Consider the following 16,263-nt stretch of genomic DNA (forward strand, 5'->3'; position numbering starts at 1 on the left):
TATGATACAAGAAAATAATAATCCAAACGCATTTGGAATGATAGGATTGGGCACAATGGGTTCCAATCTTTTACAAAATATTGCCGATCACGGTTACAACTGTGCGGGTTATGATAATAGCGCCGATAAAGTAAACGCGCTTAATAATTTAAAAAGTGACAATATAATAGGCTATTCAACTTTAAAAGAATTTACCGACAGTCTGAAAAGTCCGAAAATTGTAATGATGCTCGTTCCTGCCGGCGAAATTGTGGACAACGTAATTAAAGAATTATTAACTGTCTTAGATAAAGGCGACATCATTATCGATGGTGGAAATTCTCACTTTACAGATACCGAACAACGATTTATCGACTTAGAAGGAAAAGGCTATCATTTTGTAGGAATGGGCGTTTCAGGCGGTGAAGAAGGTGCAAGACGCGGTCCGAGTATGATGCCCGGTGGAGATCTGGAAGCGTACGAAATTTTGAAACCGATTTTAGAAAAAATTGCAGCGCATGTAAATGGCGAACCAACGGTTGCTTTTATGGGCGAACGTTCCGCGGGACATTTTGTTAAAATGGTTCATAATGGAATCGAATATGCGATCATGCAATTGATTTCAGAGGCTTATGAGATCATGAAAATGGGTCTGAAAATGAAAAATGAAGAAATTTATGAGGTTTATAAAAAATGGAATGAGGGAAAACTAAAATCTTATTTAATAGAAATTACAACCGATATTTTTGATTATCGAAATGACGGCGAAAAGACACTTTTGTTGGACAATATCCGAGATGCGGCGAAAGCAAAAGGAACAGGTAAATGGACTTCTCAGGCGTCGATGGATTTACATATTCCGACACCAATAATCGATATCGCCGTTTCCATGCGCGATCTTTCTTCCCTAAAAGATTTAAGAATTGAGGCTTCAAAAATTTATCCAAATTCTACAGAAATATCTTACAAAACTGATAATTCTGACTATTGCAAAAAATTAGAAGACGCCTTTTGTTTTGCGATGGTTTCCGCGTATGCGCAAGGAATGCATTTGCTTTATCAGGCAAATGAAGAATTTAAATACGATTTAAATTTAGATACTATTGCTAAAATTTGGCGTGGTGGGTGTATTATACGTTCAGAATTTTTAGAAGATATCTACGCTGCCTTTAATAAAAATCCGAAATTGCAGCATTTGCTTTTAGATGATGAGGTGGCGAATGAACTTTCTAAAACGATTCCGGGAATTCGTACAATTGTTTCTGATGCGGCACTTCACGGGATTTCAACACCGGGGTTTTCAGCAGCTTTGAGTTATTTCGATGACTTCAGAAATGAAAATATGCCAACCAATCTCATCCAAGCACAACGTGATTATTTCGGGTCGCACACTTACGAACTGAAAGGGAAAGAAGGTGTTTTTCATAGCAAATGGATGATGGAAAATATTAAAAATTAATTATTTGAAATCAAAATTTTTATTAAAATTAAATAATGCTAAATACATCAAATATAAAAGTAAATCCCACGGTTCTAATTGTTTTCGGGGGAAACGGGGATTTAACAAAGCGGAAAATTATTCCAGCTTTGTACAATCTTTTTCTTGAAAACCGTCTGCCTGAAAAATTTGCTATCATCGGGACTTCCCGAACAAAATTCACTGATCAAAAATATCGTGATTTACTACTTGCTGGAATCAATGAATTTTCGAGAACCGGTAAAGCAAAAAAAGAAGATTGGGCAAAATTTTCTGCGAATATCACTTATCAAGCATCCAATATTAAAGATGTTGCTTCTTACAATGAATTTGCGGAAAAAATCAGCGAATTAAAATCTGAGTGGAAAGTAGATATTTCTACACTTTATTACTGTGCCGTTTCGCCAGATTTATTTTGCACAATCGCAGAAAATATTTCAAAAAGCAAATTAGAAAATAATAAGGAAACGACGCGGATGATCATTGAGAAACCATTTGGTCGTGATTTGGAATCGGCAATGACTTTAAATAAAAAGTTGCTCACAATTTTTGATGAAAAACAGATCTACAGAATTGACCATTATTTAGGGAAAGAAGTCGTGCAAAATGTGATGGCTTTTCGTTTTGCGAATACGATTATGGAACCGCTTTGGAACCGCACGCATATAGAGCATGTTCAAATTTCTGTAACGGAGCAAATTGGGGTAGAAGATAGAGGAAGTTATTTTGATAATGCCGGAATTTTACGTGATATGATTCAAAATCACTTGCTTCAATTATTGTGTATTATCGCCATGGAACCGCCCATTAACTTTGATGCAGATCTTGTTCGGGATCGAAAAGTGGAGGTTTTAAAAGCCATGCGAAAAGTTGTCCCCGGAATGATTGACTCAATGGCCGTTCGAGGTCAATATGGTTCAGGTTGGGTAGAGGGAAAAGAGGTTCCTGCGTATCGTGATGAACTTGACGTCGATCCAGATTCTAATACAGAAACTTATGCTGCCATGAAGTTTTATGTAGATAATTGGCGGTGGCAAGGTGTTCCCTTTTATTTGCGTACAGGTAAACGACTATTTAAATCGGCGTCGCATATTATCATCCAATTTAAGGAAGTGCCGCACAATATGTTTAATAACAGAGAGCAGAATCTTCCTAAACAGAATAGGTTAATAATTAGTATTCAGCCAGATATGGCGATTAGATTTCAACTCGAAAGTAAAACGCCGGGTCTAGAAATGACTTTAAATACGGTAGATATGGTATTTGATTATTCTGGAAAAACAAAGATGGATTCACCCGAGGCTTATGAAACACTTTTGATCGATGTTATTTCTGGTGATCAAACGTTATATATGCGCGCGGATCAAGTAGAAGAAGCGTGGAAAGTAGTGATGCCAATTCTCGATTATTGGGAAAATAATAAAGTGCTAGATTTTCCAAATTATCCCGCCAATTCCTGGGGTCCGGAAAATGCAGAAGCCTTGATTGCAAAAGATGGCTTTCACTGGATCAATTTACCCGATAAAAATTAAAAATGAAGGAGTTAAAAATTTTTGATGAGGTTGGTGATTTAATAAATGCTTTAGCAGAAGCAATTTCCGTGGCGGCGGAATTTGCTATTGAAGTTAACGGCCGTTTTAATTTTGTGCTTTCTGGGGGAAGTTCGCCCAAGAAATTATACGAATTATTGGCATCAGATTCTTTTAGAAATAGAATAGACTGGGATAAAACTTATTTCTTTTTTGGCGATGAAAGATTTGTTCCCGCAGAAGATTCTCAGAGGAATTCTGTGATGGTTAAAGAAGCCTTATTTGAACCTTTAAAAATCAAAGGTGACCATATTTTTGAATTTGACACTTCTGGTTCGCCAGAAGAATCTGCAGAAAATTACTGCGAAACTATCGCAAAACATTTTAACGGAAAACCGATTGAATTTGATTTTATTCTTCTGGGTTTGGGAGATAATTCTCACACCGCGTCACTTTTCCCGAATACTTCGGTTTTAAATGAAACGGAAGCAATCATAAAATCTGTTTTTGTGGAAGAAGTTAATATGTACCGAATTACGATGACGGCGCCATTAATAAATCAGGCAAAAAATATTGTATTTTTAGTTTTTGGTGAAGGAAAATCAGAAGCAGTTTTTCATATTTTGGAAGATAAATCTGGTTCGGCAAATGAATATCCTGCGAGGCTAATTAAATCTGAGGGAAAAGTTGAGTGGTTTATGGATAATGAAGCGGCGGGGAAATTGTAATTATTTAAAAATTTTGAAATTGAAAAAAAATTAAAAGGTAAATTTGATTTTAATCTTTAATTATGAGGAAAAAAACCATCATTTTAATATTTTTAATTTTATTACTACACATAACCTCTTTTGCACAATGTATTGATAAAGAAAAAGTTGTTTCTGGAGGTGAATATAATTTCAGCGAATTTATTCATCGATGTCCGACATACAGTTTTGCTTATAATGGTGACAAATCAAAAAACTGGAATGTGTTAAATGATCCAATTGATATTTCTCAAGCGCCTGAAAATGTTCTTTTATATAAAAATAAAATTGAAAATAAAATTATTGAATATTCTGGAAAAGATTTTTTTGACAAAATAAAGTTTAATTCAGTTGAAGTCGTTTACAAAGACAAATTGAATTTATTTAAAAAAAGTGGTAGATTAGATGTTACACTAAAATATTGCAAGGCAAAATATTTTTATTATTATGAACTTAAAATTGATATTTTGTCAGGCTATTATATAGGAATTGCTTTAGATAAAAAAGGTAATATTTTAAATGATTTTAATTTTCCACCGAAGGAAAAATATATTCCAATTGATACAAATTTTTCTTATTGTAAATTAATTGAAATTGCTAGAAAATCACAGCCAGAAATTGATCCAATTGAAAGTATTAGTTTGGAATTTGATGAAACAGATAATAGATTTTTTTGGAGAATTACTCAAGAAATGTTGAATAAAAAGCAAGGGATTAACAAATATAATATAGTTGATATTGACGCGGCGGATTTAACAAAATTCAGAAATGAAATTGGAACAGCAGATGTAATTTATTAAAAAAAAATTCCTATTGTTTAAAATTATTTCTAAATCCCCATCGCCGCATAATACGCCGCACCCATCAAGGCCGTTTTATCATTCAACACAATTTTTACAGGAATGGTTTTTAGCAAATGTTCCATTCTTCCAACGTTGATGAAGTTTTCGTAAAATTCCTTTTTATCAATTAAACTTAGAATTTTTGGGACAATGCCACCTCCGATGTAAATTCCGCCCGTGGCTTTTGCTTTTAATGCCAGTTCGCTGGCTTCTAAAGCGAGGTATTTTATAAAAAGTTGGATGGTTTCTTCACAAACTGCATCTTTTTTTTCTAATGCCGCAGCAGAAATTATCTTCGCTGAATTGTTAATTTTTAGTTCTTCCGTAAGCCATTTTGGTTCTTTTACTTTTCTGTAGTGTCGCAGAAATTCATAAATATTCATTATTCCCATTCCAGAAATCACTCTTTCCCAACTAACGTGGTTAAATTTATGATGCAAAAACTTAAATAATTCTATATCCAAGTCTGTTCGCGGTGCAAAATTGCAATGGCCGCCTTCTGTTGCGTAAGGATTGTATTTTGAACCATCCCAAAATAATCCGGCTTCACCAAGACCAGTTCCGGGAGAAATTACAACGGCATTTCCTTCGTTTTTTTCGCCTTTACACAAAATTTCAAAGTCAGATTTTTTAAGCGCGGAAAGTCCATAAGCATTGGCTTGAAGGTCATTAATTAAAAGAACACTTTTTATATTTAAATCTTTTTCTAATTTTTTTGCATCAATTTCCCAGGCGAAATTGGTACCGCTCACTTTATCACCATCAACAGTTCCTGCAACGCCTAAACAAGCGCAATTAATCTTTAGAGATTTATCATCATGAAATTCATGAATCGCTTTTACAAAAGATTGATGGTCACTTGTAGGATAACGTTGATTTTTAAGCGAAACCAATTTTCCGTCTTTAATTTGAAAAAGTGCGAGTTCAGTTTTCGTTCCGCCCACATCTGCTGCCAAAACAATTCCCGATTTGGGTAATTTATTTTTCCCTGAAGGAAATGCTATCTGAAGTTTTGTGTCAGAAATATCGGGTAGAGAAATTGATTTAAATGCTTCCATTAAGTTATGTTTGATGTGTTTGAAGTGTTTTCTACTAGAAATTTGCTTTAAAGAAAACTTTAATTATTTAGTAAATTTAAAATGAATTTATTAGCGCTAGTCTACACTTACAATAATTTCGTTTCTTCTATCCACCAATTGATAAGGCGCGTTGTAAGCTAAAAATCGAAAATTTCCATGGTAATCAATTCCCTTTGCTTTCAATTCCCTTTCAAGTTTAGAAGTGTATTTTTTAATTTCTTCATCATTTGCAAATCCGCCAAAATGAATGGCAGCAACATATTCTTCGACCTTAGTTTCAATGTTTATAGCGGGATCATTTGGTTTTGGTAAACTATTTTTTGTGTATTCAGCAGGCATTACAAAACTCATGGATGATCCGCAATCATTGATATCCATACGAACCGGCGAGGTCATCGCAATACTTTTATTCGACTGATTTCCACCAAAAATAAAAGATGCCAATTTTCTAAAACCTGCGGAGGATAATTCTTTGTAGGATTTTGCATTCATCGAAACGCTTGCCATAGTTGCGGACGGATAATGACGAATCTCAAAATCTTTTTCTTTTTTAATAACTTGATAAGGTTGCGTTTCTGTTTTAGCCATTATAAGGTATAATTGGGAAATAATAAATAAGATAATTATTGAGCCGCCTAGAATTAAAGCAATTTTCATGATTTGTAGTTTTATTAAAGACAATTTTTAATCCAAAAATTTGTAATCGTAACAACTAACCTAAGCAAAAATGTAACCGAAATAGATACTGCTGAAGATTTTCTGTTTAATTATTTCTAATAGGAAAAATGCTCATTTTAATTGGTAATTCTTCTAATTTATTGACAACTTATAAAATAGATACCTTGACTTATATTATCTTTTATTAAGACAGAAATTTAATTAATAATTAACATTCCCTTAACTAACGTCCTATTTAAGGAAAGTTTTCAAAGTTTTTTTTTAACTAATTTTTCTGCTTTTACCATTGATCTCTATTATGTAAAGATGTTTAAAATTTATATACCACTGTTTTTCAGTTATTTAATTAATTTTAAAGCTTGTATATAGAATGTATATAAGTGTACATCAAAACTTTAATTTACATTTAAAAATCAAGATATAATAAAAACGAATAATCAAATTAAGTAACCAAAAAACGATTTATAAATAGATGAAAAAATATGTTTATTTTCTATTCTTAATTGTCCTTTCATCAAAATTTTATTCGCAAGCGAATGAGATAAAGCTCACAAAGGATAATGATGGAAACCATTTAATGGTAGATCAGCAAAAATTTATGATTAATGGAATGAATTGGGATTATTATCCAATTGGTACAAATTTTACCTACAGCCTTTGGAAACAATCTGATGATACCGTAAAAAAAGCGCTGGATACTGAGATGGGATTACTCAATAATATGGGTGTAAATACCATTAGAGTCTATGCAGGAATTCCTCCAAAATGGATTAAATATATCTACGAAAACTATGGTATTTATACCGTTCTTAATGATACTTTCGGTAGATATGGTTTAACTTTAGATGGAACTTGGGCACCAAATACAGATTATGGCGATCCACGCGTGAAAAAAGTACTTTTAAAAGAAGTGGAAGACATGGCTAATGAATATAAAGGTACGCCAGGACTTCTAATGTATCTTTTAGGAAATGAAAGTAACTATGGATTATTTTGGGAAGGCGCAGAGACAGAAAACATTCCCATAGAAGATAGAAAATCTACTAAAAAAGCGGTCGCTTTATATGCCTTATTTAATGAAGGAGCTTTAGCTGTAAAAAATATCGATAAATCTCATCCCGTTTCTATCTGCAACGGTGATTTATTGTTTTTGGATATGATCGCAAAAGAATGTCCGGATATTGATGTATTAGGTATAAATGTTTATCGCGGAACTTCTTTTGGTGATGCCTTTCAACGGGTAAAAAAAGTGGTAGATAAACCAGTCATGTTCACAGAATTTGGCGCAGATGCTTTTAATAATATCGAGCAAAAAGAAAATCAAAAAGACCAAGCCGATTATTTGATTAATAACTGGAAGGAAATTTATGAAAATGCTGCAGGTTTCGGCAAAGCAGGAAATGCTTTGGGAGGTTTTACTTTTCAGTTTAGCGACGGCTGGTGGAAATCTGGACAAACTGTAGATTTAGATATTCACAATACCGATGCTTCGTGGAGCAACGGTGGTTACATAAAAGATTATGTGCAAGGTGAAAATAATATGAACGAAGAATGGTTTGGGATTTGCGCAAAAGGTCCTGCAGACGGTAACGGTTTATATCAACTTTATCCACGAGCTGCTTATTACGCTTTGAAGGACATTCATCATTTAAAATTATTTTCTGGAAATGAATCTCTGGTGAAATTGGATGATCAGTTTAAAAATATTAATTCTACTTCTGCCGGTTTACAAGCCCGTGGCGATGCCGCTGCACTGGAAGGAAATTCTTCAAAACTTTTAAGATTAAGCACCTTCAATGCAAATTTTAGTACTTACAATACAGGGGGAAGCTTAATTACGACGCCTAAACAACCCGATCCTAACAAAGCAGTTTATCCAAATCGATTGGGTTTTGATCACATGGAATCTGTTTATGTGGGCGTTGAAGCAAATCCTGCATCAAATATGCGTGCTACTGCAGAATTTAATATTGTTGGGCACGTTGCATTAAATCCAATTGATGAGATTTTCTACGAAAATAGAGCAAGACCAGTAAAAGTCAAAACGGTTGATGGAACAACGGTTCTAAATTCAGAAGGTCGCGTGGCGCTTTACAGAGCAAGTTATAACTGGCAAGCAAAATATTTTGACTTAAATGGATTTTATAGAACTGGCCATTACCATTGGGAATATGAAGGTGATTTCTTCGGACTTTATCCGGAAGCGAACTATGGCCCAAACATCGATATTTATAATGGTGAAGCGCCCGTCGGATTTGAATTTACGGGTAAAAAAGAACTTAATGGTTTAAAAATCGCCTTCGGTCCACAACTTTGGTGGGGCGCAAATCCAGCCGTTTTAGTTAAATATTCTAAAAAATTAGGAAAATATAATTTGACAGGTATTTATCATGAAGATTTAGATAAACAACAAAGCACCACAAGTTCTTACGCAATTCCACAACCTAAAACACGACGTGTGACTTTAGCAATGGACAGAACTTTCGGGAAATTTAAAATAGATTTAGGCGGTATTTGGGCGGGTCAACCTTTAAACGGTCGTGTATTCCAGGCAGTAAGAGGTAATGAAGGCAATTATACAGTTTACCAAGATGTCATTAAATCTAAAGATAATTTTGGGGGAAAAATGAAACTGACTTACACGGGAGGAAAATTCAATTGGTACGCGCAAGGCGCTGCAATGGGATTAGTTGCTTTTGGTGGGGCAGATTACACCCAAACTTTCACTGGATGGCATTTAAAAGACAGCGGAAGTGGCAATCAATATAATTTTCTTTCTGGTTTCACTTACAACATCGGAGATTTTCAGATTGCACCGAACTTTTTATGGCAAAAACCTATTGAAGGACCAATTCCAATGGGTGTTCCAACTCCTGGAAGACCAAGAAATATCTTAGATGATCCTTTTAGTGTGCGTGTGAACCGTCAAATGACTGCCGGAGAATTATTATTTACTTACGATCCAACACCAGCGACTTGGATGTATCAATGGGATAATGACCGCGCGGAAGATGCACCTTTTGCATTTAATGTCGGCGTTATCTACAGACACATGCCTACAACTCAGGATGCCGCAATTGGTATTTTCCCTGATGGACGCTCAACTTTTGCTTTTCCAGGTGCGCCACCAGCAGCAAATCTTTGGGAAGTAAATGGCAAAGTAATTTCTAAAATAAACTCTGATTTTGGTTTTATTTCTAATTTTTACGGCGGTGACGCCCAAGCAAATGGAAGTGATCAAAGAAAAATCATGCGTTTGGGTGTGGATCTAAGAACAATTTACAAAAAAGTAAAATTAGTAGCAGGTGCTAAATTTAATGATTGGGGACCTTATGATTATCACCGGGATTTCAATTTAACCTATCCACTTCAATTTGTATTAGATCTTTCTACCACAATTGGCAAACCAGATTGGTTTATACTTCCGGGAACTCAAATTGGGATTAGAGGGACGTACAGAACTTTAAATCAATATTCACCGCGTTACAATCCTACGTCATCATTTAATCCTGCAGGAGATTATCTTCCAGATCCTACTGCGATTGGTTTTCCTAATGGAAATGAGTGGGAAATTAGAACTTATATTCAAATAAGCATCGGTAAGTAATATGTGAAAAAATATGGAAATCACCATGTTTAAAAAATTGTTATCCAAACTAACGTTCATGAATGGCAATATTATTTGACCCTTAAAATAAATAAATATCAACAAATGAAATCAAAACAAAATATATACAAATTCACCAAAATTTTATTGGCCTCTTCCGCGCTACTTTTGATAGGATCTTGCCAACGGGATATTAGTGAATTGCAACCTGCAAAAAATCCCACCAATGGAGATATTTTCATTAATGGTTTTAGCCCTGATTTAATATACGCCGCTTTTGGCGGTAGTGTTCCAACTGCCTTTCAAGTTGATAAATCGGTCACTTATAACAACTCTGCAGCATCAATGAGTTTTGCCGTTCCAGATTTTAATGATCCAAACGGTTCTTATGCTGGTGGTGCTTTTTTTACGAGTAAACCGCGGGATTTATCTGGCTATACCACGCTAAGTTTTTGGATTAAAGCCACGCAACCCGCAAATATAGATGTGTTGGGCTTCGGGACTGATTTGGGTGCTAATAAATATCAAGTTTCAATAAATGGATTACCTGTAAACACAAACTGGCAAAAAGTTTATATTCCAATTCCAGATGCTGCAAAACTAACCGCCGAAAGAGGAATGTTTTATGTTTCCGAAGGTCCGGAAAATGGAAGAGGTTATACTTTTTGGATTGATGACTTAAAATTTGAAAACATTGGAACAATAGGTAATGCGCAAGCGTCAATATTTAAAGGTCAAGATAAAAATGCAAATTCTTTCACTGGTGTTACCAATAAAGTTGATGATATTGCAACAATATTTAATTTGCCAAATGGTGTAAATGAGACTGTAAATGCCTCCCCAAGTTATTTTACTTTTAATTCTTCTGCTCCAGCCGTTGCGACGGTCAGTGAATCGGGTGTCATTACGACAGTAGGAACTGGAACGGCCAAAATTACTGCTAATTTAGGTAAGACTTTAGCGAAAGGAAGTTTAACAATTACTTCATCGGGGTCTTTTTTATCGGCACCAATACCTCAGCAAGATCCTACAAAAGTAATTTCAATTTTTACTGATAAATATAAAAGTGTTCCGGTAGATTATTATAATGGTTATTACGCACCATATCAAACTACGCAGTCTGCAGATTTTACTGTAAATAATGACCATGTTTTAAATTATACTAATTTTAATTTTGTAGGGATTCAGTTTAGTCAACCAACAATTGATGCTTCCGCAATGTCCACTTTTCATATGGATATTTATTTACCTCAGGCTATAAAAGCGGGCGCTAATTTTTCAATTCAGTTGTTAGATTGGGGTGCAGACGGTGTTTATGGGGGAGGTGATGACACTTCAGGTACAAAAGTTTACACCGCACCTACTCTTGCCGGACAGAAATGGGTAAGTATTGATATTCCTTTTTCTGCATTGTCTGGATTGAAAAATAAAAAGCATTTAGGTCAGATTATTTTATCTGGAACTAACATTGATAATTTTTATGCAGACAATATATATCTCTACAATGATGGGAGTATTATTCCAGCAGCACCAACTGTCGCCGCGCCTGTTCCTAACGCAAATGCCGCAGATGTAATTTCAGTTTTTAGCGATACTTACACCAATTTATCTGGTTCAGATCTAAATCCTAATTGGGGTCAAAAAACTGTGGTTTCTCAACAATTAATCGCTGGGAATAATACTTTAAAATATGCAGGATTAGATTACCAAGGAATTCAATTGGCAAATTCACTTGACGCAACTGGGATGAACTATCTTCATTTAGATTATTACTCTGCAAATTCTGCTGCTTTAAATGTTTATTTAATAAGTACAGGACCTGTGGAAAAACCTTTCGCACTTCCAGTTCCGACGAATAATACAACCACTGGATGGAAAAGTATTGACATTCCATTATCCGCCTTTTCACCAGTAAATCTTGCGAATATCATCCAATTTAAGTTTGATGGTAACGGTGATATATTTTTAGACAATCTCTATTTTCATAAATAAATTTTTACAAAATGAAACAATCAATATTATATAAATTCAGTTCAATTTTATTATTTCTGCTTGCACTTTTCACTATAAATTCTTGCCAAAGAGATGCCGTTCAAGATTTGCCAAATCACAATTGGCAGATGGTCTGGAGTGATGAGTTTAATGGTTCTGCTGGAAGTGCACCCGATGCAAAAAACTGGAACTTCGATATCGGAACTGGCGCTTCCGGTTGGGGTAATCAAGAGTTAGAATATTACACTAATAGACCCCAAAATATATCCCAAGACGGTGACGGGAAACTGGTAATAACAGCAAAAAACGAAGCTTATAACGGAAGTCAATTTACCTCAAGCCGTATAAAAACAAAAGGTCTTTTCAAAACCACTTACGGTAAAATTGAAGCCAGAATAAAAACACCTTATGGACCCGGAATTTGGCCGGCTTTCTGGATGATCGGCGCCGATGAAGATACGAATACTTGGCCAAATTGCGGCGAAATAGACATTATGGAACTTCGGGGTCAAAAACCCAATATTATCAATGGAACCGTTCACGGCCCAGGCTATTCTGGCAGTGCATCTATTACTAAAGAATATGGTTTGCCAAATGATAGATTTGATAAAGATTTTCATAATTTTTCTGTAGAATGGTCGCCAAACCAAATCGATTTCTATGTAGATAATTTTCTTTACCAACGTGTAACGCCCGAAAAAGTAACAGGAAAATGGGTTTTTGATCATGATTTTTATATTTATTTAAATCTTGCCGTAGGTGGTAATTATGTTGGTTTTCCAACCTCATTAACTCCTTTTCCACAAACTATGACAGTAGATTACGTGCGGGTTTACAAATAGTTTTTATAATTAATTACAAAAAAATCTGAATTAAAATTTAGTTACTTCTTCATGAACGATTCTGTTTTAAATATTACTCAAGAAAATAAAATTTGTCCTGTGAAAATGTCACAAATCAAAATTGAGAATGAAGTTTTTTTTAAAATTTCTAATGTTGATCAAATGCGTCCATTTTTTATGAGCGTTGTAAGTGACTCGAATCATTGGATGTTTATTTCAAGTAATGGCGCTCTGAGTGCAGGAAGAAAAAATAGTGAATTTGCACTTTTCCCTTACTATACAGACGATAAAATCACAGAGTCAGCAGAAATTACCGGAAGTAAAACCATTATTAAAATTTTAAAAAATGAAGGAATTTTAATTTGGGAACCTTTTTCCATTAGAAATCAAGTTAATAATATTAAAAGGAATTTATACAAAAGCATTTACGGAAACTCCATTATTTTTGAGGAAATAAATGAAGATCTAGGTCTCATTTTTAAATACAAATGGTCTAATTCTAATCTTTACGGTTTCGTTCGGGAAACGGAATTGAAAAACATTTCAGATGCAGACACAAATCTCAGTATTTGTGACGGTTTACAAAATATTTTGCCTGCCGGCGTTGGCAGCGATTTACAAAACAGCACCAGCAATTTAGTTGATGCCTACAAAAGAAGTGAATTAGAATCTGCGTCTAAAATTGGTATTTACGCTTTGAGTGCGACAATTGTAGATAAAGCCGAACCTAATGAATCTCTTAACGCTAATATTACTTGGTCTTTGGGTTTTAAAAATCCTAAAATTTTGCTTTCCGCTTTACAACTTCAAAATTTTAGAGAAAACAAAGAAATTTTAGAAGAAGTTGATTCTAAAGGCGAAAAAGGCGCTTATTTTATTGTGGAAGATTTTAAACTTTCTGCTAATAAAAGTAAAAACTGGGAAATTATTGCAAATGTTAATCAAAACATTTCAAACATTGTAAATCTAAGTTCTGAAATTAAAAATGAAGAAAATTTCATTAAAAAAATCACTTCAGACATTCATTTAGGTACAAAAAATCTTTTAAAATTAATCAATTCCGCAGACGGCATTCAGCATACTGCAGATTTGCGGGATGATGCAAGATATTATTCTAACACGCTTTTCAACATTATGCGCGGCGGCGTCTTTGATGATCAATATTGCATAGAAAAACAAGATTTTCTAAATTCAATTCAAAAAAGGAATTCAAAAATATACCAAGATTATTTTAAAAAATTAAATCAATTACCAGATTCCTTTACAAAATTTGAGCTTGCCGATTTCGTTGAAAATCAAGGTAATGAAGACTTAAAAAGACTAAGTGTAGAATATTTACCATTAAAGTTTAGCCGCCGTCACGGCGATCCTTCTCGTCCTTGGAATAAATTTTCCATTGAAACAAGAAGTGAAAAAGACGGTTCTAAAATTTTAAATTACGAAGGAAACTGGCGCGATATTTTTCAAAACTGGGAAGCATTGGCGCACGCATTTCCAGAGTGGCAAAATTCGATGCTTTTTAGATTTTTAAACGCCTCCACTTTCGATGGATACAACTCGTACAGAATTACTAAAAATGGCTTCGATTGGGAAACTATTGAACCAGATGATCCCTGGTCTTACATTGGTTATTGGGGCGACCATCAGATAATTTATTTACTTAAATTTTTAGAATTTTCCGAAAATTATTATCCTAAATATTTAGAAGATCTATTTTTACAAAAATCATTTGTTTACGCCAATGTGCCATATAGAATAAAAAAATATGAGGACATTCTAAAAAATCCAAAATCAACCATCGATTTTGAGCAAGATCAGGAATTAGAAATTCATAAAAATAAATCAATTTTAGGGGAAGATGCTACTTTAAAAGTAAACCAGAAAAATGAAATTCACCACGTTACTTTTTTAGAAAAGATTCTTGCAACAACACTAAGTAAACTTTCAAATTTTATCCCCGAAGGCGGCATTTGGATGAATACGCAACGCCCAGAATGGAACGACGCGAATAATGCGTTGGTTGGAAATGGCGTTTCTATGGTGACGCTCAATTATCTAAGCAGATTTCTTAATTTTTTTAAAAATATTTTAGAAAAATCACACGAGAAGAAAGTAGAAATTTCTGAAGAATTAGAAACATTTTTTCAAAACTTGGTTAAAATTTTTGAAAATAATCAACATCTTCTTCAAAATAAAATAAGCGACGGATCACGTAAAAGTATTATGGATGCGCTCGGGAATGCGGGAAGCATTTATCGCGAACAAATTTACGACCAGTCATTTTCAGGAAATTTTAAAAAGATAAATACTTCAGAGATCTTAAATTTAATGACGGTTTCGTTGAAGTTTTTAGATCAAACAATTAGCGTTAATAAAAAACAAAACGGACTTTACCACGCTTACAATCTTATTTCTTACACTGAAAACTCCGCGACGATTTCTCATTTAAATGATATGTTAGAAGGGCAAGTTGCAGTTCTAAGTTCAGGATTTCTCTCTGCAAACGAATCGTTAGCCGTCTTAGAAGCTTTGCGAAAAAGCGATTTGTATCGACAAGATCAAAATAGTTATTTGCTTTACCCAAATCATGAATTGAAAGGGTTTTTAACAAAAAATAATATTCCAGAAAGTGAAGTTTTAAAGTCAGAACTTTTAACAAACCACTTAAAATCGGGCAATAAAAGTTTGATTGAAAAAGATGTGACAAATCACTACCATTTTAATAGTCAATTTAAAAATGGAGATGATTTAAATAAAGAATTACACGCCTTAGACACAAATGATCGGGAAAGAAATAAAATTCTAAATATCTACGAAAACGTCTTTCACCACAAAGAATTTACCGGCAGATCTGGAACTTTCTTCGCCTATGAAGGTTTGGGTTCTATTTATTGGCATATGGTTTCAAAATTACTTTTGGCAACTCAGGAAGTAGTTATAAAAGCCAGAAAAGACGGAAACTCTGTGGAGGTTATTAATCAATTAATTGGTTATTACGAAGACATAAAAGACGGAATTGGTGCGCATAAATCTCCAAAAAATTATGGCGCATTTCCCACAGATCCTTATTCTCACACACCCTTGCACCGCGGTGCACAACAACCAGGAATGACGGGACAAGTGAAAGAAGATTTACTCGCAAGATATGGTGAATTGGGTGTCGTGGTAGAAAACGGTTGCGTGAAATTTGATCCTTTTTTATTAAAGAAATCTAATTTTTTAGCAGAAAAAAATAGGTTTGAGATGACGGATGTCAATAATGATAAAATCAGTTTTGAATTACCAAAAAACTCTATTGGTTTTACCCTTTGTCAAGTGCCAATCATTTACCAAATTTCAGATGAAAATTTTATCAAAATTAAATATTTTGACCGGGATGAATCGCGCATTTTAGCCAATAGTTTAAATGAAAAATTGAGCGCTGAAATCTGGAAAAGAATAGGTAAAATAGAAAGTATTAACGTTGGAATTTTAGAAGCGCAGTTACGCTAA

10 protein-coding genes are annotated in these 16,263 nt (G+C 34.2%); 8 read left to right on the plus strand and 2 right to left on the minus strand.

Features of this window, described 5'->3' with window-relative positions:
• Position 1: 1 nt before the first annotated feature.
• From gndA to ACVBED_RS07915, 4 genes are all read left to right on the plus strand, one after another.
• A complete protein-coding gene (gene gndA / locus ACVBED_RS07900) occupies positions 2-1,438 on the plus strand; it encodes an NADP-dependent phosphogluconate dehydrogenase (RefSeq protein WP_473094826.1) in 1,437 nt (478 codons plus the stop codon).
• Between the two features lie 35 nt (positions 1,439-1,473).
• Positions 1,474-2,988, plus strand: coding sequence for a glucose-6-phosphate dehydrogenase (gene zwf, locus ACVBED_RS07905; RefSeq protein ID WP_447121315.1), 1,515 nt, complete (start codon positions 1,474-1,476; stop codon positions 2,986-2,988).
• A gap of 2 nt (positions 2,989-2,990) precedes the next feature.
• The gene (gene pgl / locus ACVBED_RS07910) at positions 2,991-3,713 is read left to right on the plus strand and encodes a 6-phosphogluconolactonase (RefSeq protein ID WP_447121316.1); all 723 of its coding nucleotides are present in this window, start codon (positions 2,991-2,993) and stop codon (positions 3,711-3,713) included.
• A gap of 62 nt (positions 3,714-3,775) precedes the next feature.
• The gene (locus tag ACVBED_RS07915; protein ID WP_447121317.1) at positions 3,776-4,531 is read left to right on the plus strand and encodes a hypothetical protein; all 756 of its coding nucleotides are present in this window, start codon (positions 3,776-3,778) and stop codon (positions 4,529-4,531) included.
• A 29-nt stretch (positions 4,532-4,560) separates the two neighbouring features.
• Here ACVBED_RS07915 and glk read toward each other — a convergent pair whose 3' ends face one another.
• Both glk and ACVBED_RS07925 read right to left on the minus strand, forming a co-directional pair.
• Positions 4,561-5,631, minus strand: coding sequence for a glucokinase (gene glk, locus ACVBED_RS07920; RefSeq protein ID WP_447121318.1), 1,071 nt, complete (start codon positions 5,629-5,631; stop codon positions 4,561-4,563).
• A gap of 96 nt (positions 5,632-5,727) precedes the next feature.
• A complete protein-coding gene (locus ACVBED_RS07925) occupies positions 5,728-6,309 on the minus strand; it encodes an SOUL family heme-binding protein (protein ID WP_447121319.1) in 582 nt (193 codons plus the stop codon).
• A gap of 493 nt (positions 6,310-6,802) precedes the next feature.
• Here ACVBED_RS07925 and ACVBED_RS07930 point away from each other — a divergent pair, with 493 nt between their 5' ends.
• The 4 genes from ACVBED_RS07930 (at position 6,803) to ACVBED_RS07945 (ending at position 16,263) form a co-directional block, all read left to right on the plus strand.
• Positions 6,803-9,937: a glycoside hydrolase 5 family protein gene (locus tag ACVBED_RS07930; protein ID WP_473094827.1), complete on the plus strand. Its 3,135-nt coding sequence runs from the start codon at positions 6,803-6,805 to the stop codon at positions 9,935-9,937.
• A 105-nt stretch (positions 9,938-10,042) separates the two neighbouring features.
• Positions 10,043-11,929, plus strand: a complete 1,887-nt coding sequence (locus ACVBED_RS07935; protein WP_447121323.1) for an Ig-like domain-containing protein — start codon at positions 10,043-10,045, stop codon at positions 11,927-11,929.
• An 11-nt stretch (positions 11,930-11,940) separates the two neighbouring features.
• A complete protein-coding gene (locus ACVBED_RS07940) occupies positions 11,941-12,771 on the plus strand; it encodes a glycoside hydrolase family 16 protein (RefSeq protein WP_447121324.1) in 831 nt (276 codons plus the stop codon).
• Between the two features lie 51 nt (positions 12,772-12,822).
• A complete protein-coding gene (locus ACVBED_RS07945) occupies positions 12,823-16,263 on the plus strand; it encodes a hypothetical protein (protein ID WP_473094828.1) in 3,441 nt (1,146 codons plus the stop codon).

The sequence above is a fragment of the Halpernia sp. GG3 genome (assembly GCF_052976925.2).

Coding starts and splice junctions, on each gene's coding strand:
- gndA (WP_473094826.1), top strand. CDS start 2: ATGATACAAGAAAATAATAATCCAAACGCATTTGGAATGATAGGATTG.
- zwf (WP_447121315.1), top strand. CDS start 1,474: ATGCTAAATACATCAAATATAAAAGTAAATCCCACGGTTCTAATTGTT.
- pgl (WP_447121316.1), top strand. CDS start 2,991: ATGAAGGAGTTAAAAATTTTTGATGAGGTTGGTGATTTAATAAATGCT.
- ACVBED_RS07915 (WP_447121317.1), top strand. CDS start 3,776: ATGAGGAAAAAAACCATCATTTTAATATTTTTAATTTTATTACTACAC.
- glk (WP_447121318.1), bottom strand. CDS start 5,631: ATGGAAGCATTTAAATCAATTTCTCTACCCGATATTTCTGACACAAAA.
- ACVBED_RS07925 (WP_447121319.1), bottom strand. CDS start 6,309: ATGAAAATTGCTTTAATTCTAGGCGGCTCAATAATTATCTTATTTATT.
- ACVBED_RS07930 (WP_473094827.1), top strand. CDS start 6,803: ATGAAAAAATATGTTTATTTTCTATTCTTAATTGTCCTTTCATCAAAA.
- ACVBED_RS07935 (WP_447121323.1), top strand. CDS start 10,043: ATGAAATCAAAACAAAATATATACAAATTCACCAAAATTTTATTGGCC.
- ACVBED_RS07940 (WP_447121324.1), top strand. CDS start 11,941: ATGAAACAATCAATATTATATAAATTCAGTTCAATTTTATTATTTCTG.
- ACVBED_RS07945 (WP_473094828.1), top strand. CDS start 12,823: ATGAACGATTCTGTTTTAAATATTACTCAAGAAAATAAAATTTGTCCT.